This is a genomic window from Brevibacterium jeotgali (assembly GCF_900169175.1).
Lineage (GTDB): Bacteria > Actinomycetota > Actinomycetes > Actinomycetales > Brevibacteriaceae > Brevibacterium > Brevibacterium jeotgali.
The window spans coordinates 107,458-126,727 of the sequence record NZ_FXZM01000005.1 but is presented as its reverse complement, the minus strand read 5'-3'; the positions used below and the strand labels follow the sequence as shown (position 1 = coordinate 126,727).

The following is a 19,270-nucleotide window of genomic DNA, read 5'->3' as shown; positions in this document are numbered from 1 at the left end:
TGTAGTTGCTGGGCAGGATGGGTGCATGCGCGCGCTGAGAGGGGTCTCCGGGACTGTCTGGCGCGACGCCGTCCTCATGAACGTCATGATCCTCCTCGTGGGGATCTCGTACGGTGCGATCGCCCATGCTGCGGGGTTCCCGCTCTGGCAGACCGTGCTGCTCGCGGCGGTGGCCACCGGCGGCGCAGCCGAACTCACCTTCGTGGGCGTCATCGCTGCCGGCGGGCTTCCCGTCTTCGCTGTCATGGGCGGCCTCCTGGTGAACGCGCGGAACTTCGCGTTCGGCCTGAGCATCGGCCAGTATGCGCCAGCGGGATGGAGGACGTATCTGGCTGCGCATCTTGCGAACGACGAGGCGACGGCGTTCGGGCGCGCCGGTCGCACCGACCGCGAGAAGTGGTCGCGGTTCTCGATCTCCGCGGTCATGCTCTTCATCGCCTGGGTAGGCGGTGCCACTCTGGGCCAGCTGCTGGGTGCCGTGGTCGACGCGAACTCCCTGGGTCTGGACACTGCACTGCCGATCCTGCTGTTCTGCCTGGTCGTTCGCGATCTGAAGGAACGGTTCCTCGGCATCACGGCGGTGGGCGGAGCGGTGCTGGCGCTCGCCCTCACGCCGGTTGCGCCCCTGGGACTGGCGTCCGTCGTGGCACTGGTGGCACTGCTGCCGGCCGCGGGGTACCTGCACATGCGCAGGAGACCTGCCGACGCGGCGCCGGATGTGCGGCCGGCGAACGATGGAGAGGGGGTCTGAGATGGAGACGGTCCCGTTCCTCCTGGCGCTCGCCGGACTGGCCGGCGGCACGTACGTCATGCGTTTGCTGGGTGTGCGTCTGGGCGCGCGCGCCCGTGCGGGAGGCGAATCGACCGAGGCTTCGGGCGGACGGCTCTGGATGGACCGCGCGGTCGTCGTGCTGGTGCTCGCCGTCGCGGTGACAGGAGGCTTCTTCGACGGGCAGGAGGTCGCGGATCCTGGTCGTGTCCTGGGGGTGTCTGCCGGCATGGTGGCAGGAGTGCTGCGTGTGCCGATGCTCGTGTGCGTGCTGATCGGGATGGCCGTCTGTGCTGTCGTGCGCGCGACCGGCTTCGGCTGGTAGAGGCGACTGCCGGGGCGTCTGGAGTGTCGCTGGTCTGCCTGGGAACGGAGTGCAGTCCGTCTGAGTGTCGGTTTCAGGCGCACCCGTTACGCTGGAGTGCATGCAGGCCCTCGGATCGATTCAGAGCATCCTCTTCCTCGTCATCGTCGTGGCGATCTTCGTGTTCACAGTGGTGGGCCTCATCTCGTCCCTGCTGTACTCGGATGAGATGTACCGGGCCGCCGACAAGCGGACGAAGAAGTTCTGGTGCCTGATCCTCGGGGCGGCGACGCTCGTGGGCTTCTTGGCGCTCCCGCCGCTGAGCGCGATGCCCATGTTCGTGACGATCGTCGCGCTCATCGCCGTGGCCGTGTACTGGGTGGACGTGCGCCCCGCGCTGCGCAGCGTCGATCCGCGCCGCCGCCGCAAGCGCTGAGCCCGCCTTATTCGCGGACCATGCGGATCTCCTCCAGCCCCTCCACGTCGGCGTCGGTTCTGCGCATCCCGTCGGATCGGAACCCGTTCTTCTCGTAGAAGCGGATTGCTCGCGGGTTCTCCGCCGCCACCCACAGGCATGCGGGTGAGTCGCCGATCGCCGAGTCGAGGAGCCCTTGTCCGGCCCCGCTGCCGTAGTGCTCCTGCAGGACGTAGAGCGCGTAGAGCTCCGTTCCGGTCCTGTCGGCATCCCGTGCTGGGCCGTGGATGCTGAATCCGATGACAACACCAGCGAACGTCCTGTCTGACTGACCGATCGTGCGGTCAGTTCTCGTTGCGATGCGCACGCGATCCGACGCGTGGTCGTGCATGAGCGTCGACCGCCACATGTGCGCTCGCTCGGCACGTGCGGCCTCATCGTAGAAGTGCTTCGGGATGAGATCGCCGTACGCCTGCCGCCACCCGGTCACATGGACGTGCGCGAGTGCCTCGACGAGTGGATCGTCGAGGGCGATCTCTGACCCGCCGATATGCGGAGGGCGCGGCGAGCGGACTTCACACTGCATCGTTGCTCCGAAATCGTCGAAAGTATGGAGCAGCCGGTCTCTGACCGGGCGGCTGCGGACTCACCATCGCGCACTCAACATACTGCGCTGCGCGGACCGGAACATAGCGGTTGCACCAGCGCGTTGCCCGTACCCACCAGCTTTCGTCAGACCGCACACCTTCTTTCATGTGCGGACTGATGAAAGTTGGTGGGTGGCGGATCCCTGGGTGGCGGATCCCTGGGTCGGCGGCGGCTCTCTAGACTGTGTGCCATGACGGATCCCTCTTCGTCGGGCGCCGCGAGCGACGGTCCCGGACGCACTCCCGCTGCCGACCGCAACCGTCCGGGTGAGGAGACCGGCTGGATCTCGACGTTCGGCTCCGGCGATCCCATCACGCTCTTCGCACACGGCTTCTCCGGCCAGATCCGCGACACCCGCCCGTTCGCCGCAGGGATCGACGGCACTCGCGCTCTCATGCACCTGGGTGGGCACGGCGGTCGGCCGTCGCCGGGCGCGGGGTGGGGCTACGGCACGATCGCCGCCCAGCTGTCCGACGCGCTCGCCGCGACGGGGGCCACCCGTGCACTGGGCGTCTCCATGAGCGCGGGCGGTCTCGCCCGCCTCATCACGTCAGGTGACCCCCGCGCCACAGCGCTCACGAAGGTCGCGTTCGTCCTCCCCGCGTCCTGGGCAGGCTTCTCCCCGACACTCAGTGACGCGCTCGACGACAGCCTGACCCGTATCCGCAGACTGCTCGCCGACGGCGACCGCGACGGCCTCGTCGACCACTTCCTCTCCCGCGAGCCCGCCGAGGTCCGGGCCCTGGAACCTGCCCGCGCCTGGACCCGCCAGAAGGTCGACGCGCTGGTCGATACGGACATGTCCGACGGGGTCGGACTCGCGGCGGAGATCGCTGTCGACCAGCCGGAGGCCGCAGCTGACTTCGCGGGCGACGTCCTCGTCCTGACGCAGGAGGAGGACGCCTCCCACCCCGTGGAGATCGCCCGCGACTATGCGGCGGCCTTCCCTCGCGCCCGGCTCGAGGTCCTTGCGCCCGGGTCGATCCTGTGGCGCGGTCGCACCCGCATCCGCCGGCTCCTGACCGACTTCTTCAACGGCTGATCCCATGCCTGACACTCAGCCTGATCCCATACCTGCCGCCTCCGCCCCGCAGCTGCCGAGCGACGCCCCGCGCGTGCTCATCGACACGAGTGTGCTGGCGCCGGAGCCGCTCTGGCTCTGGATGCTCGCACTCACCGACGGCGCCCCGGACGCCACCCGCCCGCTCCTGGGCGTCTCCCGGGGCGTCACGCGAGAACTGCGGCACGCCCTGCGCCGCATCGACCCGCGGCTCACCCGTGCGCAGGCGGATCGTGCGGCGCGTCTGCGCACGGACTCGCTCACCCGCCTCGACGAAGAACCCGCAGGCCATGCAGCGCACCAGCGGACGGATGCAGCCGTCCGCCCGTCAGTGCGGAAGACCGCCCACCAGCCGGCCCGCCCCCACGTCCTCGACCCGGACGACGCCCACCTGGACGCCGCAGCGCTGGCGTGGGGCGCAGACCTGCTCGTCACCGATGACGTCCACGCGTTCGCTCCGCTCCCCGCCGAAGAACGGGGGTACGCGCTGCTCACCGCCGATGAGTTCCTCTGCACCCTCGTCGACACCAGCGGACTGTCCGTCGCCGAGGCCCTGCTCCGCTATCAGCACCGCCTCTCTCGGGTGCTGGAGGAGACGGGCGCCGAGGCGTCCGCAGGCTCGCCCAGCCATCGTCTGCGCCGCTCCCGGGCCCACCGGTTCGCGAGGCGGGTCGTCCGCGCGCAGCGCGCGGCGGCGGATGCGCCGGGCCCGTCCCGTCGTCCTGCCGGATAGACTTCGGCCGTGCGTATCGTCGTCCTCTCCCTCCACACCTCACCGGCGGCGCAGCCGGGCACCGGGGATGCCGGTGGGCTGAACGTCTACGTGGCCCACACCGCTGCCCACCTGGTCCGCGCGGGGCACACCGTGGACATCCTCACCGCGGACTCCGCCATCGCCGAGGACCCTGCCGCGGTCGACCTCGGAAAGGGCGTGCGCCTCCACACCGTCGCGGTGCAGGCGACGTCCAAGGACGAGATGGGTGCCGAGGCCGCACAGATCGCCTGCAGGATCGCCGACGATCCGCACCTGAGTGGTCTGCTCCGGCACGCCGACGTCGTGTGGGCCCACTACTGGGTGTCAGGGCTCGTCGCGTGCGAACTGCGCGAGATCGCAGCGGGCGATGCCGCGGGACGCGCCGCGGTCACCACCGAGAGCCCCACCACGGGCCCCACCGAGAGCCCCACCACGGGCCCCACCAGGAGCCCCACCTCGGGCCCCACCTCGGACCCCACTACGGGCCCGGAGCAGACACGGCCTGCGCTGGCGATGTCGTTCCACACGATCGCAGCGGTGAAGGACCGTGATCTGGGGGAGGCCAGGGAGTCGGCTGAGCGTCTCGCCGCGGAGAAGCGGATCGCCGCGACCGCGGATGTCCTGCTGGCCAACACCGCGTCCGAGGCGCACGACATGGGCTCACTCCTGGACGCGGCCCCCGACCGCGTCAGGATCGTCGCGCCCGGCGTCGACACCGATACGTTCCGCCCGGGGCGGGTCCAGGAGGCGCGGCGCGCGATCGGGATGGAGGCCGCCGATCTCCTCGTCCTGTGCGTCGGCCGCATGCAGTACGTCAAGGGCACGGACGTCCTCTTCGACGCACTGTCCGAGATCGCCGTGACCGAGCCCGTCCTCGCCGGGCGCACCCGCGTCGTGATGCTGGGCGGAGCCTCGGGCGAGGCCGACGAGGCCGGGATGCGGGAGGCGGCCAGGACTTCGCCGGCGGGCGGCCTCGTCGAATTCCGCGGACCGGTCCCGGCACGCGTGCTCGCCGACTGGTACCGGGCGGCGGACCTCGTCGTCGTCCCGTCCCGATCCGAATCCTTCGGATTCGTCGCCGCCGAGGCCGTCGCCAGCGGCACCCCCGTCCTCGCGTCCCAGGTGGGCGGGCTCACCCATATCGTGCGGCCGGGGGCGTCGGGCGTCCTCGTCGCTGATCGCAGCCGGTACACCTGGGCACAGGCGATCGTGACGCTGCTCGAGGATCCGGCCGGACGCGCGCAGCTGTCGACCGGAGCCACCGCGCTGCGCGACGAACTCAGCTGGGAGACAGCGGAGGACGTCATGCTGGAGGTGCTGATGGAGTTCGCAGGCCCGCCCCGTGCGAGGGGCGGCGACGAAGGGAGAAGCGCATGACGGAGGTCATCGAACTCGTCCGCCGCTGGGCGGACGACAACGACGTCGAGGTCGAATCGGTGAGCGCTGACCAGGCCGTGGTCATTCTGCCGGGGGAGAAGAAGCTCAAGACGAACGTGTCGATCCGGGCAGGCGCGCACGCGGTCGACTTCCAGGCCTTCATCGTGCGGAAGCCGGATGAGAACCGGGAGCGCTTCTTCCAGTGGCTCCTCCAGCAGAACGGGAGGCTGGGCGGGCTGTCGTTCTCCGTCGACGGGCACGATGACATCTACCTCAACGCGAGCCTGCCGCCTGAGGCGTTCTCAGTCGACAGCGCGGAAGACGTGCTGGATGCCTACCTGGGCCGGTTCCTCGGGATCGCGGACAGGTCGTTCAACGAGCTGCTGGTGCTGGGGTTCCTCACAAGCATGAAGCGCGAATGGGCGTGGAGGATCGCGCGCGGGGAGTCGACGCGCAATCTCTCCGCCTTCGAGCACCTGCTGTCCGGGGACGACAACGAGTTCATCGGCACCTTCACAGAGGTGGAGCCGCAGGACGCTTCGGACAGCTGACGACCGGTGATCGGCCACCGGTGACCTCCGGTGGCCGGTTCCCGCTGACGGGCCGGGGTCCGACCGTCGGGCCCCGGCGAACGGTGGTCCTGTGGGGCCGGAGGGGGAGATCGCAATGGGGCGACTCGTGTATTCGATGATCACGTCCGCAGACGGATTCGTGAGGGACGACGACGGGGTCTTCGATTGGGGAGAGCCGGACGAGGAAGTGCTGGCGGCCATCAATGAGGCGACCGCCGGCGCGGGGACGTATCTCTACGGTCGGCGCATCTACGAGCTCATGCACGTGTGGGAGACGGACCCCGCCGCAGCCGGCCAGTCGCCGCAGTCTGCGGAGTTCGCGACGATCTGGAAGCGAGCCGAGAAGATCGTCTACTCCACGACGCTCGACCAGGTGCGGACGGAGCGGACGCAGCTGCGACGGTCGTTCGACCCGGCGGAGGTCCGGGCGCTGGTCGACGCTGCGCCGGGTGATGTGACGATCGAGGGGCCCACGCTCGCGTCGCACGCTCTGCGCGAGGGCCTCGTGGACGCCGTGCACGTCTGGGTGCAGCCGCTCGTGCTGGGAAGCGGGCTGCCCTTCTGGCCCGGTTCCCGCACCGATCTCACGCTGCGCAGCGAGCGGTCGTTCGCGAGCGGCACCGTGGAGCTCGTGTACTCGCTGCGGTGAGCGCGGCCGGTGCGCGCCGCGTATGTCCGCCGGCCGCGCGGTGAGACGCGCTGCGGGCGCTGAACGGGGCCGTGCCAGAATGTGAGCATGACGTACAACCTTGTGCTGCTCCGTCACGGGGAGAGCGAATGGAACCAGAAGAACCTCTTCACCGGGTGGGTCGATGTGCCTCTCACGGAGAAGGGCCGGGCAGAGGGCGTGCGCGCGGGCGAACTCCTGCGGGAGAACGACCTCCTGCCCGACGTGCTCCACACGTCGCTGCTCAAGCGCGCGATCCTCACCGCACAGATCGCGATGGAGACGGCTGATCGTCCGTGGGTCGACACGGTCCGGTCGTGGCGCCTCAACGAACGCCACTACGGTGCGCTCCAGGGCAAGGACAAGAAGGCGATCCGCGACGAGTACGGCGAGGAGCAGTTCATGGAGTGGCGACGCTCCTTCGACACCCCGCCCCCGCCGCTGGACGACTCGTCCGAGTGGTCGCAGGTGGGCGATGCCCGCTACGGCAACCTGGGTGCGGCGCTGCCGCGCACAGAATGCCTGGCCGACGTCATCGTGCGGCTCCTGCCGTACTGGTACGACTCGATCGTTCCGGATCTGCAGCTGCGGCGGACCGTGCTGATCGCCGCGCACGGCAACTCGCTGCGCGCGCTCATCAAGCACCTCGAGGGCATCTCCGATGACGCGATCACCGGGCTCAACGTGCCCACCGGCATTCCGCTGCACTACGAGCTGGACGAGCAGACGCTCGTTCCGGTCGGCGGCAGGGGCCGCTACCTCGACCCCGCGGCCGCAGAGACCGCGATCGGCGCTGTGGCGAACCAGGGCCGCTGACGGCTGACCCGCCCTCCGCGAGGTGACCGCCGCCGCGGAACGACGGGCGAACTCCGCGGAACGACGTGACATGCCGTGAGGCCCCTCTCCGGAGAGTTCCGGGGAGGGGCCTCATGCGCGCAGCCGCGGCCGCGCGGGTGACGAGAGCGCGACTCAGCCGTGATCGCCGGGGATGAGCTCCGACTGCCATTCGCCCGTGAGCAGGTATTCGATGCGCTGGGCGATCGACACCGCGTGGTCGCCGAACCGCTCGAGGTAGCGCGACAGCAGCGTGACGTCCGCGACCTGCGAGGGGTTGAGGCTGGAGCCGGCGATCTTGGTGAACACCGCGAGGTGCAGCGTGTCGATCGATTCGTCGAGGTCGTCGATCGTCGGGACGGCCTCGAGCCCGGGCTCGGACACGAGTTCACGGATCGCATGCGAGATGCGCACCGCTGCCGTGGTCATGTCCTTGAAGATCTGCTCGAAGCCCTCGGGCACAGCCGATTCGGGGAAGCGGATGCGCACCTGCTGTGCGACGTGGCGGGCGAGGTCGCCCATCCGCTCGATCGAGGCGCTCATGCGCAGCGACGAGATGACCACGCGCAGGTCGTGTGCGACGGGGGCCTGGAGGGCGAGGATCTCTGCAGCCGACTTGTCGAGCTGCAGCTGCAGGCGGTCGATCTCCACGTCGCCGGCGATGACCTCCTCTGCAAGCTCGAGGTCGTTGGTCCTCAGCGCCTCCTTGGAATTCTCCATGGCGGCGCTGACCTTCTCGGTCATCTCGACGAGCATGTCGGCGAGTGAGTCGAGTTCGTTCTGGAAGACTTCGCGCATTCGGGGGGATTTCCTTTCCACAGGGTTCGCGCCGGGGCGGGCACAGATCCATCGGTTACTCTCGCACCGCTGCGTGAACCGCCTCTGTCCTGTCGGTGAACCTTTGCCATCATCCTAGGCGTTCGTCGCTCCCATGACGCTTCTGCCCCCGCCATCGGTCTAGGCTGGGAGCGTGGACCTGCTCATCGTCGCCGTACTCACGGGAACCGTGGGGCTGGGGCTCGGCATCGCCGGGATCCTGGCCTTCCGCTTCTCCGAGCACAGTCGCAGCGCCGCGGACCTCCATTCGGACAACGAGCTCCCGGACGGCATCGCGGAAGTGCTCGCCGTGCTGCCCAGCGCCGCGATCGTCGTGGACGCGGGGGACGATGTCGTGAAGGCCTCACCCGCTGCGTACACCTTCGGACTTGTCCGCGGGCATTCGCTCGCGGCCGACACCCTCGCCGAGGTCGTCGAGCGCGTCCGTGCACGAGGGCTCATCGAAGAGGTCGATTTCGAGCACGCGATCGCGTCGTCCGCGACGCCGCGCTTCCTGCACGCCCGGGTGGCAGCGCTGGGCTCCGCGTTCGTCCTGGTGCTCTGCGATGACCAGACCGAGGCCCGCCGCGTCGACGCGGTGCGCCGCGACTTCATCGCGAACGTCTCCCACGAGCTCAAGACGCCGATCGGTGCGGTCGCGCTCCTCGCGGAGGCCGTCACTGATTTCGCGGACGACCCCGAGGCAGTGGCCCGGTTCGGTCAGAAGATGCAGCGCGAGTCGACCAGACTCACCCAGCTCGTCAAGGAGATCATCGACCTCTCACGGGTGCAGGACCACGAGGTGCCGGCGAGCCCGGAGCGGGTCCCCGTCGCCAGAGTCGTCGAAGAGGCTGTGGACCGGGCCCGCACGGTGGCCGACGGGAAGCACATCGAGCTGTCCGCCCTGCACGGGGGCGACTGGTACATCGAGGGCAGCTTCGAGCTGCTGGTCAATGCCGTGCGCAATCTGGTCGACAACGCGATCCACTATTCCAATGAGGGCACGCGAGTGGGCGTGGGCGCGAAGCTCGAGGACGAGCGCGTCGCGATCGCCGTGACGGACCAGGGCATCGGACTCAGCACCGAGGACACGGAGCGCGTGTTCGAGCGCTTCTACCGAGTCGACCCGGCCCGCTCCCGCATGACCGGCGGGACCGGACTGGGGCTCAGCATCGTCAAGCACATCGTCGCCACGCATGGCGGGGAGGTGCGCGTGTGGTCGAGACTGGGTCAGGGATCGACCTTCACGATCCTCCTCCCGCAGGCGCACGCAGACGACATCACCCCGGGTCTCGCGGAAGCCGCGCGACAGGGGATCCTGATCGATTCCACGGGGGACGACGCAGCGCAGCCGGCCGTCGCCCCTACCGTGGACGGAGAGCATACACATGGAAGAGGAGCATCGTGACGCGCATTCTGCTAGTCGAGGACGAGGAATCGTTCTCCGACCCGCTGTCGTACCTGCTGGACAAGGAAGGGTACGAGGTGACCGTCGCGGCTGACGGGCTGCAGGCGATCAGCGAGTTCGACCGGGCGGGAGCGGACCTCGTCCTGCTCGACCTCATGCTGCCGGGAGCGTCCGGGACGGAGGTGTGCCGACAGCTGCGGGCGAAGTCGACCGTGCCGATCATCATGCTGACCGCGAAGGATTCGGAGATCGACAAGGTCGTGGGGCTGGAGCTGGGCGCCGACGACTACGTGACGAAGCCCTATTCGTCGCGTGAGCTGCTCGCCCGCGTGCGCGCCGTGATGCGCCGCAACGCGGAGCAGACCGACCTCGCCGATTCCGTGATCGAGGCCGGTGGGGTCCGCATCGACGTCGACCGGCACGTCGCGTCCGTCCGCGGGGAGGAGATGTCGCTCCCGCTCAAGGAGTTCGAGCTGCTGGAGATCCTCGTGCGCAACGTCGGCCGCGTCATGACGCGCGGGCAGCTCATCGACCGCATCTGGGGGCAGGACTACGTGGGCGACACGAAGACGCTGGACGTGCACATCAAGCGTCTGCGGGCGAAGGTCGAGCAGGAGCCGTCCTCGCCGAGCCTGCTCGTCACCGTTCGCGGACTCGGGTACAAGTTCGAGGCGTGAGCCTGGCCGATCCGGCGTTCGCGGCCGGACGGCGAAGGGCCCGGAAGGAGTGATCCTTCCGGGCCCTTCGATCGGTCAGGCGAGGGGGCGGGTTCCTCGAGGCGAGGAGCGCCCGTCAGTGGAAGCCGCGTCAGCCCTGCGCCGCTGCTCCGGCATCCGCTGCAGTGCCGGCACCCTCCGCACCTTCTGCGGCCGGGTCGGTGCCCTCTGCCGCCGCGGTCTCCTCCGTCGGATCCGAGGTGGGGTCACCCGCACCGCTCGTGGGCACGAGGTCCGCGTACTCCGGGAGCGTGCCGTCGAGCACCTGCGTGGCGATCGTCTCCGATTCGCCGCCGACCGTCACCTCGACGTCGAACAGGGACCCGATCTCTTCGTCGAACCCGCTGATGATGGCAGGCTCCGCGTCCGATGCGGGGTTCTCCGGATTCTGACTCACGACGGCGTCGGGCTCGACCGTGTGGTCGTACGTCTCCGGGCCGATCTCGATCGACACGTCACGGGGCTCATCGGCGCCGTTGATGACCGTGTAGAAGACCTGGGCATCGCCCTCTTCGCTCTGGATGATGAGCAGTCCGCGGATGTCGACGCCGTCGAGGTCCTCGCGGGACCATGCGCCGTCACCTCCGTGGTACTCATACTCCGCAGTCTGATCTGCGGACAGCATACTGGCACAACCGCTGAGGGGTGCGATGGCTGCGATCGCGGCTGCGGCCACAGCCAGGCGCGCGGTCCTCTTCTTCACGATCCGGGCTCCTTGGACGGTACGACGACACGGAACTTCGCAGTCATCCTATCGTTCTTTCGACCTGACGTAGAACTCGCTCCGATTCCGCTGGCAGGACCATGAATTCCGCAGGTCACGAGTGCACCGCGGCGCGGGGTGCGCGCCTGCCGGGCGCGTGTCCGCATGGCGAGAAACCCTGGACCTTATCACTCTGCCCATGTGTCCCGCATCATTTCTGCGGCGCGTCACATGTTAGACTTGGGTCCTGCGAAAGGGGTTCACAGAATATGGCATTTCATGTCGGCGACACCGTCGTCTACCCCCATCACGGGGCTGCGACTGTCCAGGAGATCAAGACTCGCGCGATCAAGGGAGTGGATAAGCTCTATCTGAAGCTGCAGGTGTCACACGGCGATCTCGTGATCGAGGTCCCCGCCGAGAACTGCGACCTCGTGGGTGTGCGGGACGTCGTCGGTGAGGAGGGTCTCGAGAAGGTGTTCCAGATCCTTCGCGCAGAAGTCACGGAAGAGCCCACGAACTGGTCCCGCCGCTACAAGGCGAACCTGGAGAAGTTCCAGTCGGGCGATGTCATCAAGGTTGCAGAGGTCGTCCGCGATCTCTGGCGCCGTGAGCAGGACCGCGGACTGTCCACCGGTGAGAAGCGCATGCTCGCGAAGGCACGTCAGGTGCTCGTGTCCGAACTCGCACTGGCGGAGAAGAAGGAGGAGGAGGAAGCAGAGGCGATGCTCGATGAAGTCCTCGCCTCCTGATCCCCCTCTGCCCCTGGCGGAGCGCACCGGCCGGTCACCTCACCAGGTGATCGGCCGTTCGCATGCCGCCCTGATGAGAACCGCTCGCCCTGACACCGAGGACCACAACCACATGACGTCGTCACCCATCGCCCCGTTCACGGAGCTCACCACGCGACTCGGCCGTGAGCTCATGACCGCACTCGTCACCGAAGACGATGCGGACGCGCTGGCCCAGCAGGTCGCCGGCATCGCAGAGCAGCTCTCGCGTGCTGCCGCAGCCCCGCACACGGTCAGTGTCGGGGATCCGCACACCACTCCCAACCACATCGCGGGCGACATCACACCCGCCTCGTCGCCGCGCAATCCGATCGCGCCGCCCATGAGCATCGTGCCGGACGGGGACGACTACCGGTGCGACCTCACACTCCCGCTCCAGTACCAGGGGCCCCCGGGCCGTGTGCACGGCGGGATCGTCGCACTGCTCATCGATCACATCCTGGGCCATGCTGCGAACTGGGGCGCGGAGAAGCGCTCGTTCACCCGCTCGCTGACACTGAACTACGACGCGGGCACCCCGATCGGGGAACCACTCACCGTGCGGGGCCGCATCGCCCGGGTGGAGGGCCGCAAGCGGTTCATGGAAGCGGAGATCATCTGTGACGACGTCGTGCGCGTGCGAGCGGAGGGTCTCTGGCTCTCGCCGCGTGAGGCCTGAAGACGTGAGGCCCGACGACATGTCGACGGTGCTCCTCCTCCCGGCCGCCGGGTCGGGCACTCGGCTGGCCGCCGGTGCGCCCAAGGCGTTCGTGCACCTCGCCGGGCGGCCACTGCTCGCACACGCGGTCGAGGGCGCAGTGCGCTCGGGGGTGATCGATGCGATCGTCATCGCCGCCCCGTCCTCGCTGCTCGAGGACGCGCGACGGATCGCGGAGACCGCCGCCGAGGCTCCGGTCGGGTCGCCGGTCGGCCTGGACGGCCCTGTCGATCCGGACGGCCCTGTCGACTCGGTTCGCCCTGGCGACCCGGACGTCCCTGGCGCGCCCGCACGCCCAGCCCCGGTTCCGATCACCGTCGTCGAGGGCGGCGCTGACCGCGTGGTGTCCGTCGCCGCAGCACTGGCGGCCGTCCCGCAGGCGGACCTGGTGCTCGTCCACGATGCTGCGCGCTGCCTCACCCCGGCCTCCGTCTACCACCGCGTCGTCGCTGCGCTGAAGGCGGGCGCCTCCGCCGTCGTCCCCGTGCTCCCGATGACCGACACCGTGAAGACCACGACGGATGCGGGGACCGTCGTCGGCGACCTCGATCGCACCGCCCTGCGACGCGTCCAGACGCCGCAGGGCTTCGTGCGGGAGGCGCTGATCGCCGCACACGGCCTCCAGCGCACAGATCCGGATCGGTCCGCGACCGATGACGCGGGGCTGGTCGAGCGCCTCGACATCGCGGTCGTCGGAGTGCCCGGAGACGAAGCGGCGCTGAAGATCACGCACCCCATCGACCTGCGCGTCGCGGAGCTCTACGTGAGCGACGGCCACGATGCGCACAGGAGATCCGAATGACTGATGCACCTCTCCCGTCACCCAGTCGGCTTCCCCGTGTGGGCACGGGCGTGGACGTCCACGCGTTCTCCACCGACCGGCAGCGGCCGATGTGGATGGCCGGCCTGCTCTGGGAGGGGCAGACGGGGCTGGCCGGTCACTCCGATTCCGACGTCGTGGCCCACGCGTGCTGTGATGCACTGTTCGCGGCTGCCGGCATCGGCGACCTGGGCGCGCACTTCGGGACGGATCGGCCGGAGCTGTCGGAGGCCTCGGGCGCGGTGCTCCTCGCCGAGGCGGCCCGGCTGGTCCGCGAGGCCGGCTTCGAGATCGGCAACGTGTCCGTCCAGGCCGTCTGCGCGCGGCCGAAGATCGGGATCCGCCGCGACGAGTCCCAGCGAGTGCTGAGCGAGGCCGTGGGGGCGCCGGTGTCCGTCTCCGGCACCACGTCCGACGGGCTGGGACTCACCGGCAGGGGAGAGGGCGCCGCTGCGATCGCGACGGCACTCGTCGTTCCGGTGGACTGACCTACGCCCTCTGCGCGTCTCGACGCGTGGTGATGACTCCGACGACCAGGAGTGCGCCGAAGAGGCCGAACGTGAGGAGCAGCTGCGTGCGGACGTCGGGGACCGTGAAGCCCAGCACGATGATCCCCACGAGCCCCACGAGCGTCGCCCACGACAGGTACGGGAACAGCCACATCGTCAGGGGGAGCTGCTCGCCGGCCTTCTCTGCCCGGGTGCGCAGGACCAGGTGGGCGATGATCGCAGACGACCACGTGACGATGAGGGTGGAGCCGACGATGTTGAGGAGCAGCCCCAGGACCTCCTCGGCCCAGAAGTAGTTCAGCAGCACCGCGACGAAGCCGAACGCCACGGACATCCACACGCCCAGGGATGGCACCGCGCGCTCGTTGACGCCGCCCATGCCGCGAGGTGCCATCCCGCGCTGCGCCAGCGAGTAGAACATACGCGAGGCGCCGTACACGTTGGCGTTGAGCGAGCTCAGCAGTGCGGCGACGATGATCATGCCGATGATCGCGGCGAGCACGGGGAGACCGGCCCGGTTGAGGACCGCGACGAACGGGCTCTCGAGCAGCGACGGGTCGTCCCAGGGCAGTGCGAGCACCATGATGCTCACCGAGCCCATGTAGAAGAGCAGGATCCGCCAGAGGATCGTGCGGGTGGCGGACCTGACGGATCGCTGGGGCTCCGCAGTCTCTGCGGCGGCGACGGCGACGATCTCGATGCCGCCGAACGCGAACACGACCACCAGCAGGCCCGCAGCGATCCCACCCATCCCGTTGGGCATGAACGAGGTCTCCGTGATGTGCGTGAGGCCGGGGCTGTCCGCCGGCGTCCACCCCAGCAGGAACGCGACTCCCAAGGCTAGGAACAGGAAGACGAACGCGACCTTGATGAAGGAGAACCAGAACTCGAACTCGCCGAAGCTCCTGACTCCCCACAGGTTGATCCACGTGAAGAGCACCATGAAAGCGAGCGCGTAGCCCCACTGCGGGAACAGGGGCACGACGCCCGCCATGATCTGCGCTGCGGCGGTCGCCTCCGCGGCGACGACGAGGCAGAGGGTGATCCACCACAGCCAGCCGACGGCGAATGCGGCGGACGGACCCAGTGCCTTGCCCACGTAGTAGGAGAACGCACCGGGGTTCGGGTCCGCGGCGACCATCTCGCCGAGCATCCGCATCACCGCGATGACGATGAGCCCGGCGATGGCATAGGACACGAGCACGGCGGGGCCCGCCGCGGCGATGCCGGCGCCGGATCCGACGAAGAGTCCCGCACCGATCGCGGACCCCAGGCTCATCATGATGAGGTGACGAGGCCGCATCACGGCGCGGAGTCCGCCGACCGACGTGTGGACTGACGACGCCTGGTCGTCCGCCGGCGCCGAGGACGCCGAGGAGCCGATCGACTCGCTGTTCGAAGGCTGGTTCTTCACAGCCCTGATCCTAGAGCAGGGGAGCTTCCCGGCGCCCTGTGGATCACCGCGCCCCCTCCTCCAGTGGACGGATCCACCGGAGAAGGGGGCGCAGTGTCCGCTGAGCGGAAGCAGCAGGTCAGTGCCGGCAGGTCACTCCCCGCGGTCCAGCCATTCCTGCAGATGCGGCCTCTCGCCGCCGATCGTCGTCGCGTCACCGTGACCGGTGAGGACCACTGTGGTGCCGGGCAGTTCGAAGAGCGTCTCGGAGATCGACGCCACGATCGTCTCGAAGCTCGAGTACGAACGGCCCGTCGCCCCGGGGCCTCCCTGGAACAGCGTGTCGCCGGAGAACAGGACGGGGCTCGAGTCCGCTGCGCCCTGCGGCAGGACGTCCTCCGGGATGCGCAGGGATTCGCCCACGTAGAAGCAGGTGGACCCGGGGGAGTGCCCCGGGGTGTGGAGCGCATTGAGGTGCACACCCGCCACGACGAACTCCGCGCCCGACTCGATGACCTTGTCGGGGCTCCGGTCGGGGAAGACCATGTCCCACAGCACGCGGTCGTCGGAGTTGAGGTGGATCGGCGGTCCGCCCAGCGCCTCCTGCGTCTCGTAGACCGCGCGGATGTGGTCGTCGTGCCCGTGGGTCAGGAGGATGGCCTTGACCTTCCGCTCACCCACAGCGGCCGCGACGGCCTGCGCGTCGTGCGCCGGATCGATGACGATGACCTCGTCGTCGTCACCGATGATCCACACGTTGTTGTCGACGTCGAATGTGCCCCCGTCCAGGGAGAACGTGCCCGACGTGACGATCCGCTCGATGCGTGCACTCATCAGAACTCCACCACCGATCGCAGGACTTCTCCCCGCTTCATCTTCTCGAACGCCTCTTCCACGCCGTCGCTCCCGATCCTCTCCGTCACGAAGCCCTCCAGGGGCAGTCTGCCCTGCTCGAACAGATCGACGAGCATCGGGAAGTCGCGCTCGGGCAGGCAGTCGCCGTACCAGGACGACTTGAGGCTTCCGCCGCGGCCGAACACGTCGAGCAGCGGGACGGACAGCTCCATGTCCGGGGTCGGCACGCCCACGAGCACCACGGTGCCCGCGAGGTCACGCGCGTAGAACGCCTGGCGCCAGGTCTCCGGTCGACCGACGGCGTCGATGACGACGTCCGCGCCGAACCCGCCCGTGAGCTCCTGGACCGCGCTCACCACGCCGTCCTCGTCGAGGTCCGACGAATCGATCGTGTGCGTCGCCCCGCGCTCCTTCGCCCAGTCGAGCTTCGTCGGATCGCGGTCGATCGCGATGATCGTGCCGGCGCCTGCGAGCTTCGAGCCGACGATCGACGCCATGCCCACTCCGCCGCAGCCGATCACTGCGACCGACTGGCCGCGCGTGACGCCGCCGGTGTTGATCGCCGCGCCGATGCCCGCCATGACGCCGCAGCCCAGCAGGCCCACGACGGCAGGATCGGATTCGCGCACCTTCGTGCACTGGCCGGCGGCGACCAGCGTCTTCTCTGCGAACGATCCGATGCCCAGGGCCGCCTCCAGCTCCGTGCCGTCCTCGGCCAGGGTCATCTTCTGCGTGGCATTGTGGGTGTCGAAGCAGTACCAGGGCTCACCGCGCTTGCACGCGCGGCAGATGCCGCAGATGGCGCGCCAGTTGAGGATGACGAAATCACCGACTTCGACGTCGGTGACGCCTTCGCCGATCTCGGAGACGATGCCTGCGGATTCGTGCCCGAGCAGGAACGGGAACTTGTCATTCACTCCGCCATCGCGGAAGAGCAGGTCGGTGTGGCACACTCCGCAGGACTTCACGTCGACGACGACTTCACCGGGACCGGGGTCCGGGATGACGATGTCGACGAGCTCCACGGGATCGCCCTTCGAACGGGAGATGACTCCCTTGACCGTTGACGGCATGAGGCTCCTTTCGATCACACCCCAGGTGGGTGTGCGGGAACGGGTCACCGCAAGCCTATCGACGGTGACGGGCGTTGGACAGCGCGGGGCGGAGCGTCCCGGTCCGGACTCACCTGAGGCCGGGGCCGGACGCCGACGAGGCCGGGGCCACGTGCCGCGCATGCGGCACCGGGCCCCGGCCTCGGGAACGGTGGTCCGGCTGTGGTGCCGGTCCAGTGCGGGTGAGGTCAGTCGGCCTTGCCCGTGGTGGTGTCCGGGTGGCGGCGCAGGTGCAGGATCGACCAGACCAGACCTCCCCAGACGGTGCCGAGTGAAACGACCATCATGACGACGGCTGCTGCGCTCATGCCTTGTCACCTCCAGAGGTCAGTGTTCGGGTGCGGGGGCGGGCCGCAGTGGTGTCAGTCCCGGCCCCGGATTCGGCTGCGGCTTCAGCCTCGAAATTCGCCCGCGCCTCGTCGACGCGATCCAGGCTCTTCTTCGGCCACGGGATGATGCTGACGAGGAAGGACACGTACGCGAGTGCGGCGATGAGGCCCCAGCCGAACAGCAGCAGGTGCCAGGTCGGGTATCCCTCGTAGCCCTCCTGCGCGAACGTGATCATCTGCTGGATGAGCATGAAGCCCAGGACGATCGGAGTGACGACGGAGACGAAGATGATCCACGTGCGGCCGACCTTGAACGACGAGACGCCGTTGAGGTGATCCCGCAGCTGCGGGAGTCCGACCAGCAGCCAGCCCACCGTGATGATGGCGGTGAGCGCGACGCCGACGATGCCGATGTTGTTGGTGAATGCATCGATGGTGTCGAGCACGCTCAGGCCGGTGGCCGTCGGCATGATGAGGATCGAGACGACGGCCATGAGGCCGCCCACGATCACCGTCGAGGTCCTCTCACTGATGCCCGTCTTGTCCGCGATCGCGGCGACGGGCACCTGGATGATCGAGACGAGTGATGTGAGTCCGGCGAAGATCAGGGTGAGGAAGAACAGCACGCCGAAGATCGTGCCGCCGGGCATCTGGCTGATGATCGTCGGGAACGCGATGAACGCCAGGCCCACGCCGTTGCTGACGACCTCGTCGACGCCCGTGCCCGCAGTGTGGGCCATGAACCCGAGTGCGGCGAAGACTCCGACGCCGGCGAGCATCTCGAAGCTGGAGTTCGCGAAGCCCACGACCAGGCCGGAGCCCGTGAGATTCGTCTTCCGCTTCAGGTACGAGGCGTAGGTGAGCATGATGCCGAACATGATCGACAGGGAGAAGAAGATCTGGCCGTAGGCGTTGACCCAGACCGACGGGTCCGTCAGCGCGGACCAGTCCGGGGTGAACAGTGCGTCGAGTCCGGCGGCGGCGCCCGGGAGGAACAGCGCGCGGACCACCATGATCGCGAAGACGACGATCAGGAGCGGCACGAAGATCCTGGAGAACCGTGCGATGCCCCTCTGCACGCCGGCATAGAGGATGGCGAGGCACACGACCCAGATGATGATGAGTGGGATCATCACTCCGGGCACGAAGTCGCCGGAGAGTCCGGCCTCGCCGTTCTGCTGGAGGTACTCGCCGATGAAGAAGCCTTCGGCGTCGTCGCCCCACGCCTGCGTGAACGAGAAGCCGGTGTACGACACCGCCCAGCCGACGATGACGGCGTAGTAGATGCCGATGAGGGTCGCGATGCCGGTCTTGAACCAGCCGATCGGCTCTGCGGCCCGGTGCAGCGAGCGATACGCCAGCGGCGCCGACGAACGCGCGCGATGGCCGATCGCGTAGACCACGAACAGCAGCGGGATCCCTGCTGTCAGGAGTGCGATGAGGTAGGGGATGATGAAGGCGCCGCCGCCGCTGTCGTAGGCCACGTACGGGAAGCGCCAGATGTTCCCCAAGCCGATCGCGGATCCGATCGCGGCCAAGATGAAGGCGGTGCGGCTGACGAACACCTGGCGTTCAGGTGCCTGCTGTGCCGACGACATGAAGTGGAGTCCTTTCGTCAGGGTGCGACTCTGCACTGAGGTGTGAAGTGTAAGTCGCAACCGAGCAGTCGCTGTGAATACCTTCTCAAGTGTGTCACCTCTCACTGCATGTCGTGTAGCTTA

Annotated in this window: 23 protein-coding genes; 15 read left to right on the top strand and 8 right to left on the bottom strand. The window is 68.6% G+C overall.

The genetic code is table 11. From position 1 onward, the window contains the following. Positions 1–25 precede the first annotated feature (25 nt). The 3 genes from BJEO58_RS06600 to BJEO58_RS06590 all read left to right on the top strand — a co-directional run bounded on the left by BJEO58_RS06600 (position 26) and on the right by BJEO58_RS06590 (position 1,509). Positions 26–751 (top strand): AzlC family ABC transporter permease, encoded by a 726-nt coding sequence (locus BJEO58_RS06600; RefSeq protein ID WP_101588685.1) that lies wholly within the window; start codon positions 26–28, stop codon positions 749–751. A 1-nt stretch (position 752) separates the two neighbouring features. Next, positions 753–1,094 (top strand): AzlD domain-containing protein, encoded by a 342-nt coding sequence (locus tag BJEO58_RS06595; RefSeq protein WP_101588684.1) that lies wholly within the window; start codon positions 753–755, stop codon positions 1,092–1,094. Positions 1,095–1,194: 100 nt separating this feature from the next. Beyond that, positions 1,195–1,509, top strand: coding sequence for a DUF2516 family protein (locus BJEO58_RS06590; protein ID WP_101588683.1), 315 nt, complete (start codon positions 1,195–1,197; stop codon positions 1,507–1,509). Between the two features lie 7 nt (positions 1,510–1,516). On the opposite strand, the gene BJEO58_RS06585 is transcribed toward BJEO58_RS06590, so the two are convergent. Continuing rightward, positions 1,517–2,074 carry a GNAT family N-acetyltransferase gene (locus BJEO58_RS06585; protein ID WP_101588682.1) on the bottom strand — a complete coding sequence of 186 codons (558 nt, stop codon included), beginning with the start codon at positions 2,072–2,074 and terminating at the stop codon, positions 1,517–1,519. A gap of 252 nt (positions 2,075–2,326) precedes the next feature. On the opposite strand from BJEO58_RS06585, the gene BJEO58_RS06580 reads away from it, so the two are divergent. The 6 genes from BJEO58_RS06580 to BJEO58_RS06555 all read left to right on the top strand — a co-directional run bounded on the left by BJEO58_RS06580 (position 2,327) and on the right by BJEO58_RS06555 (position 7,382). Next, entirely contained in the window at positions 2,327–3,178 is an 852-nt protein-coding gene (locus BJEO58_RS06580; protein ID WP_101588681.1) for an alpha/beta fold hydrolase, read from the top strand. A 4-nt stretch (positions 3,179–3,182) separates the two neighbouring features. After that, positions 3,183–3,929: a hypothetical protein gene (locus BJEO58_RS06575; protein ID WP_101588680.1), complete on the top strand. Its 747-nt coding sequence runs from the start codon at positions 3,183–3,185 to the stop codon at positions 3,927–3,929. A gap of 9 nt (positions 3,930–3,938) precedes the next feature. Beyond that, the gene (locus BJEO58_RS06570; RefSeq protein ID WP_101588679.1) at positions 3,939–5,327 is read left to right on the top strand and encodes a glycosyltransferase; all 1,389 of its coding nucleotides are present in this window, start codon (positions 3,939–3,941) and stop codon (positions 5,325–5,327) included. Continuing rightward, positions 5,324–5,878, top strand: coding sequence for a YbjN domain-containing protein (locus BJEO58_RS06565; RefSeq protein WP_101588678.1), 555 nt, complete (start codon positions 5,324–5,326; stop codon positions 5,876–5,878). Before BJEO58_RS06570 ends, BJEO58_RS06565 begins: the two co-directional genes overlap by 4 nt. Before the next feature lie 115 nt (positions 5,879–5,993). After that, the gene (locus tag BJEO58_RS06560) at positions 5,994–6,548 is read left to right on the top strand and encodes a dihydrofolate reductase family protein (RefSeq protein ID WP_101588677.1); all 555 of its coding nucleotides are present in this window, start codon (positions 5,994–5,996) and stop codon (positions 6,546–6,548) included. Positions 6,549–6,635: 87 nt separating this feature from the next. Then, complete coding sequence (locus tag BJEO58_RS06555; protein ID WP_101588676.1) at positions 6,636–7,382, top strand: phosphoglyceromutase; 747 nt, start codon at positions 6,636–6,638, stop codon at positions 7,380–7,382. A gap of 153 nt (positions 7,383–7,535) precedes the next feature. Here BJEO58_RS06555 and phoU read toward each other — a convergent pair whose 3' ends face one another. Then, positions 7,536–8,198: a phosphate signaling complex protein PhoU gene (phoU, locus tag BJEO58_RS06550; protein ID WP_101588675.1), complete on the bottom strand. Its 663-nt coding sequence runs from the start codon at positions 8,196–8,198 to the stop codon at positions 7,536–7,538. 172 nt (positions 8,199–8,370) lie between these two features. Between phoU and BJEO58_RS06545 the strand changes: the two genes are divergently transcribed. Continuing rightward, the gene (locus tag BJEO58_RS06545) at positions 8,371–9,624 is read left to right on the top strand and encodes a sensor histidine kinase (RefSeq protein ID WP_219617083.1); all 1,254 of its coding nucleotides are present in this window, start codon (positions 8,371–8,373) and stop codon (positions 9,622–9,624) included. After that, positions 9,621–10,301: a response regulator gene (locus tag BJEO58_RS06540; RefSeq protein ID WP_101588674.1), complete on the top strand. Its 681-nt coding sequence runs from the start codon at positions 9,621–9,623 to the stop codon at positions 10,299–10,301. Before BJEO58_RS06545 ends, BJEO58_RS06540 begins: the two co-directional genes overlap by 4 nt. A 130-nt stretch (positions 10,302–10,431) precedes the next feature. Here BJEO58_RS06540 and BJEO58_RS06535 read toward each other — a convergent pair whose 3' ends face one another. After that, positions 10,432–11,043, bottom strand: coding sequence for a hypothetical protein (locus BJEO58_RS06535; RefSeq protein ID WP_101588673.1), 612 nt, complete (start codon positions 11,041–11,043; stop codon positions 10,432–10,434). Positions 11,044–11,312: 269 nt separating this feature from the next. On the opposite strand from BJEO58_RS06535, the gene BJEO58_RS06530 reads away from it, so the two are divergent. The 4 genes from BJEO58_RS06530 to ispF all read left to right on the top strand — a co-directional run bounded on the left by BJEO58_RS06530 (position 11,313) and on the right by ispF (position 13,839). Continuing rightward, on the top strand, positions 11,313–11,795 hold the full coding sequence (locus BJEO58_RS06530; RefSeq protein ID WP_101588672.1) for a CarD family transcriptional regulator: 483 nt from the start codon (positions 11,313–11,315) through the stop codon (positions 11,793–11,795). Positions 11,796–11,907: 112 nt separating this feature from the next. Then, on the top strand, positions 11,908–12,492 hold the full coding sequence (locus tag BJEO58_RS06525) for a PaaI family thioesterase (RefSeq protein WP_180951854.1): 585 nt from the start codon (positions 11,908–11,910) through the stop codon (positions 12,490–12,492). 4 nt (positions 12,493–12,496) lie between these two features. Next, positions 12,497–13,333: an IspD/TarI family cytidylyltransferase gene (locus BJEO58_RS06520; RefSeq protein ID WP_246076130.1), complete on the top strand. Its 837-nt coding sequence runs from the start codon at positions 12,497–12,499 to the stop codon at positions 13,331–13,333. Next, a complete protein-coding gene (gene ispF / locus BJEO58_RS06515; protein WP_101588670.1) occupies positions 13,330–13,839 on the top strand; it encodes a 2-C-methyl-D-erythritol 2,4-cyclodiphosphate synthase in 510 nt (169 codons plus the stop codon). Before BJEO58_RS06520 ends, ispF begins: the two co-directional genes overlap by 4 nt. 1 nt (position 13,840) lies before the next feature. Here the strand turns inward: ispF and BJEO58_RS06510 are convergent, their stop codons facing one another. The 5 genes from BJEO58_RS06510 to BJEO58_RS06490 all read right to left on the bottom strand — a co-directional run bounded on the left by BJEO58_RS06510 (position 13,841) and on the right by BJEO58_RS06490 (position 19,147). Next, positions 13,841–15,163, bottom strand: coding sequence for an amino acid permease (locus BJEO58_RS06510; RefSeq protein ID WP_101588800.1), 1,323 nt, complete (start codon positions 15,161–15,163; stop codon positions 13,841–13,843). A 243-nt stretch (positions 15,164–15,406) separates the two neighbouring features. Next, positions 15,407–16,087: an MBL fold metallo-hydrolase gene (locus BJEO58_RS06505; RefSeq protein WP_101588669.1), complete on the bottom strand. Its 681-nt coding sequence runs from the start codon at positions 16,085–16,087 to the stop codon at positions 15,407–15,409. Next, positions 16,087–17,181, bottom strand: coding sequence for an S-(hydroxymethyl)mycothiol dehydrogenase (locus BJEO58_RS06500; RefSeq protein WP_101588668.1), 1,095 nt, complete (start codon positions 17,179–17,181; stop codon positions 16,087–16,089). The genes BJEO58_RS06505 and BJEO58_RS06500 overlap by 1 nt, the downstream gene beginning before the upstream one ends. A gap of 227 nt (positions 17,182–17,408) precedes the next feature. Next, positions 17,409–17,528 (bottom strand): methionine/alanine import family NSS transporter small subunit, encoded by a 120-nt coding sequence (locus BJEO58_RS06495; protein WP_101588667.1) that lies wholly within the window; start codon positions 17,526–17,528, stop codon positions 17,409–17,411. Then, the gene (locus BJEO58_RS06490) at positions 17,525–19,147 is read right to left on the bottom strand and encodes a sodium-dependent transporter (protein WP_101588666.1); all 1,623 of its coding nucleotides are present in this window, start codon (positions 19,145–19,147) and stop codon (positions 17,525–17,527) included. The genes BJEO58_RS06495 and BJEO58_RS06490 overlap by 4 nt, the downstream gene beginning before the upstream one ends. Between the last annotated feature and the right edge of the window lie 123 nt (positions 19,148–19,270).

Bases quoted from the DNA above. Each gene is read 5' to 3' on its own strand.
- BJEO58_RS06600 (WP_101588685.1), top strand. From the start codon at position 26: ATGCGCGCGCTGAGAGGGGTCTCCGGGACTGTCTGGCGCGACGCCGTC.
- BJEO58_RS06595 (WP_101588684.1), top strand. From the start codon at position 753: ATGGAGACGGTCCCGTTCCTCCTGGCGCTCGCCGGACTGGCCGGCGGC.
- BJEO58_RS06590 (WP_101588683.1), top strand. From the start codon at position 1,195: ATGCAGGCCCTCGGATCGATTCAGAGCATCCTCTTCCTCGTCATCGTC.
- BJEO58_RS06585 (WP_101588682.1), bottom strand. From the start codon at position 2,074: ATGCAGTGTGAAGTCCGCTCGCCGCGCCCTCCGCATATCGGCGGGTCA.
- BJEO58_RS06580 (WP_101588681.1), top strand. From the start codon at position 2,327: ATGACGGATCCCTCTTCGTCGGGCGCCGCGAGCGACGGTCCCGGACGC.
- BJEO58_RS06575 (WP_101588680.1), top strand. From the start codon at position 3,183: ATGCCTGACACTCAGCCTGATCCCATACCTGCCGCCTCCGCCCCGCAG.
- BJEO58_RS06565 (WP_101588678.1), top strand. From the start codon at position 5,324: ATGACGGAGGTCATCGAACTCGTCCGCCGCTGGGCGGACGACAACGAC.
- BJEO58_RS06560 (WP_101588677.1), top strand. From the start codon at position 5,994: ATGGGGCGACTCGTGTATTCGATGATCACGTCCGCAGACGGATTCGTG.
- BJEO58_RS06555 (WP_101588676.1), top strand. From the start codon at position 6,636: ATGACGTACAACCTTGTGCTGCTCCGTCACGGGGAGAGCGAATGGAAC.
- phoU (WP_101588675.1), bottom strand. From the start codon at position 8,198: ATGCGCGAAGTCTTCCAGAACGAACTCGACTCACTCGCCGACATGCTC.
- BJEO58_RS06530 (WP_101588672.1), top strand. From the start codon at position 11,313: ATGGCATTTCATGTCGGCGACACCGTCGTCTACCCCCATCACGGGGCT.
- BJEO58_RS06525 (WP_180951854.1), top strand. From the start codon at position 11,908: ATGACGTCGTCACCCATCGCCCCGTTCACGGAGCTCACCACGCGACTC.
- ispF (WP_101588670.1), top strand. From the start codon at position 13,330: ATGACTGATGCACCTCTCCCGTCACCCAGTCGGCTTCCCCGTGTGGGC.
- BJEO58_RS06510 (WP_101588800.1), bottom strand. From the start codon at position 15,163: ATGCGGCCTCGTCACCTCATCATGATGAGCCTGGGGTCCGCGATCGGT.
- BJEO58_RS06505 (WP_101588669.1), bottom strand. From the start codon at position 16,087: ATGAGTGCACGCATCGAGCGGATCGTCACGTCGGGCACGTTCTCCCTG.
- BJEO58_RS06500 (WP_101588668.1), bottom strand. From the start codon at position 17,181: ATGCCGTCAACGGTCAAGGGAGTCATCTCCCGTTCGAAGGGCGATCCC.
- BJEO58_RS06495 (WP_101588667.1), bottom strand. From the start codon at position 17,528: ATGAGCGCAGCAGCCGTCGTCATGATGGTCGTTTCACTCGGCACCGTC.
- BJEO58_RS06490 (WP_101588666.1), bottom strand. From the start codon at position 19,147: ATGTCGTCGGCACAGCAGGCACCTGAACGCCAGGTGTTCGTCAGCCGC.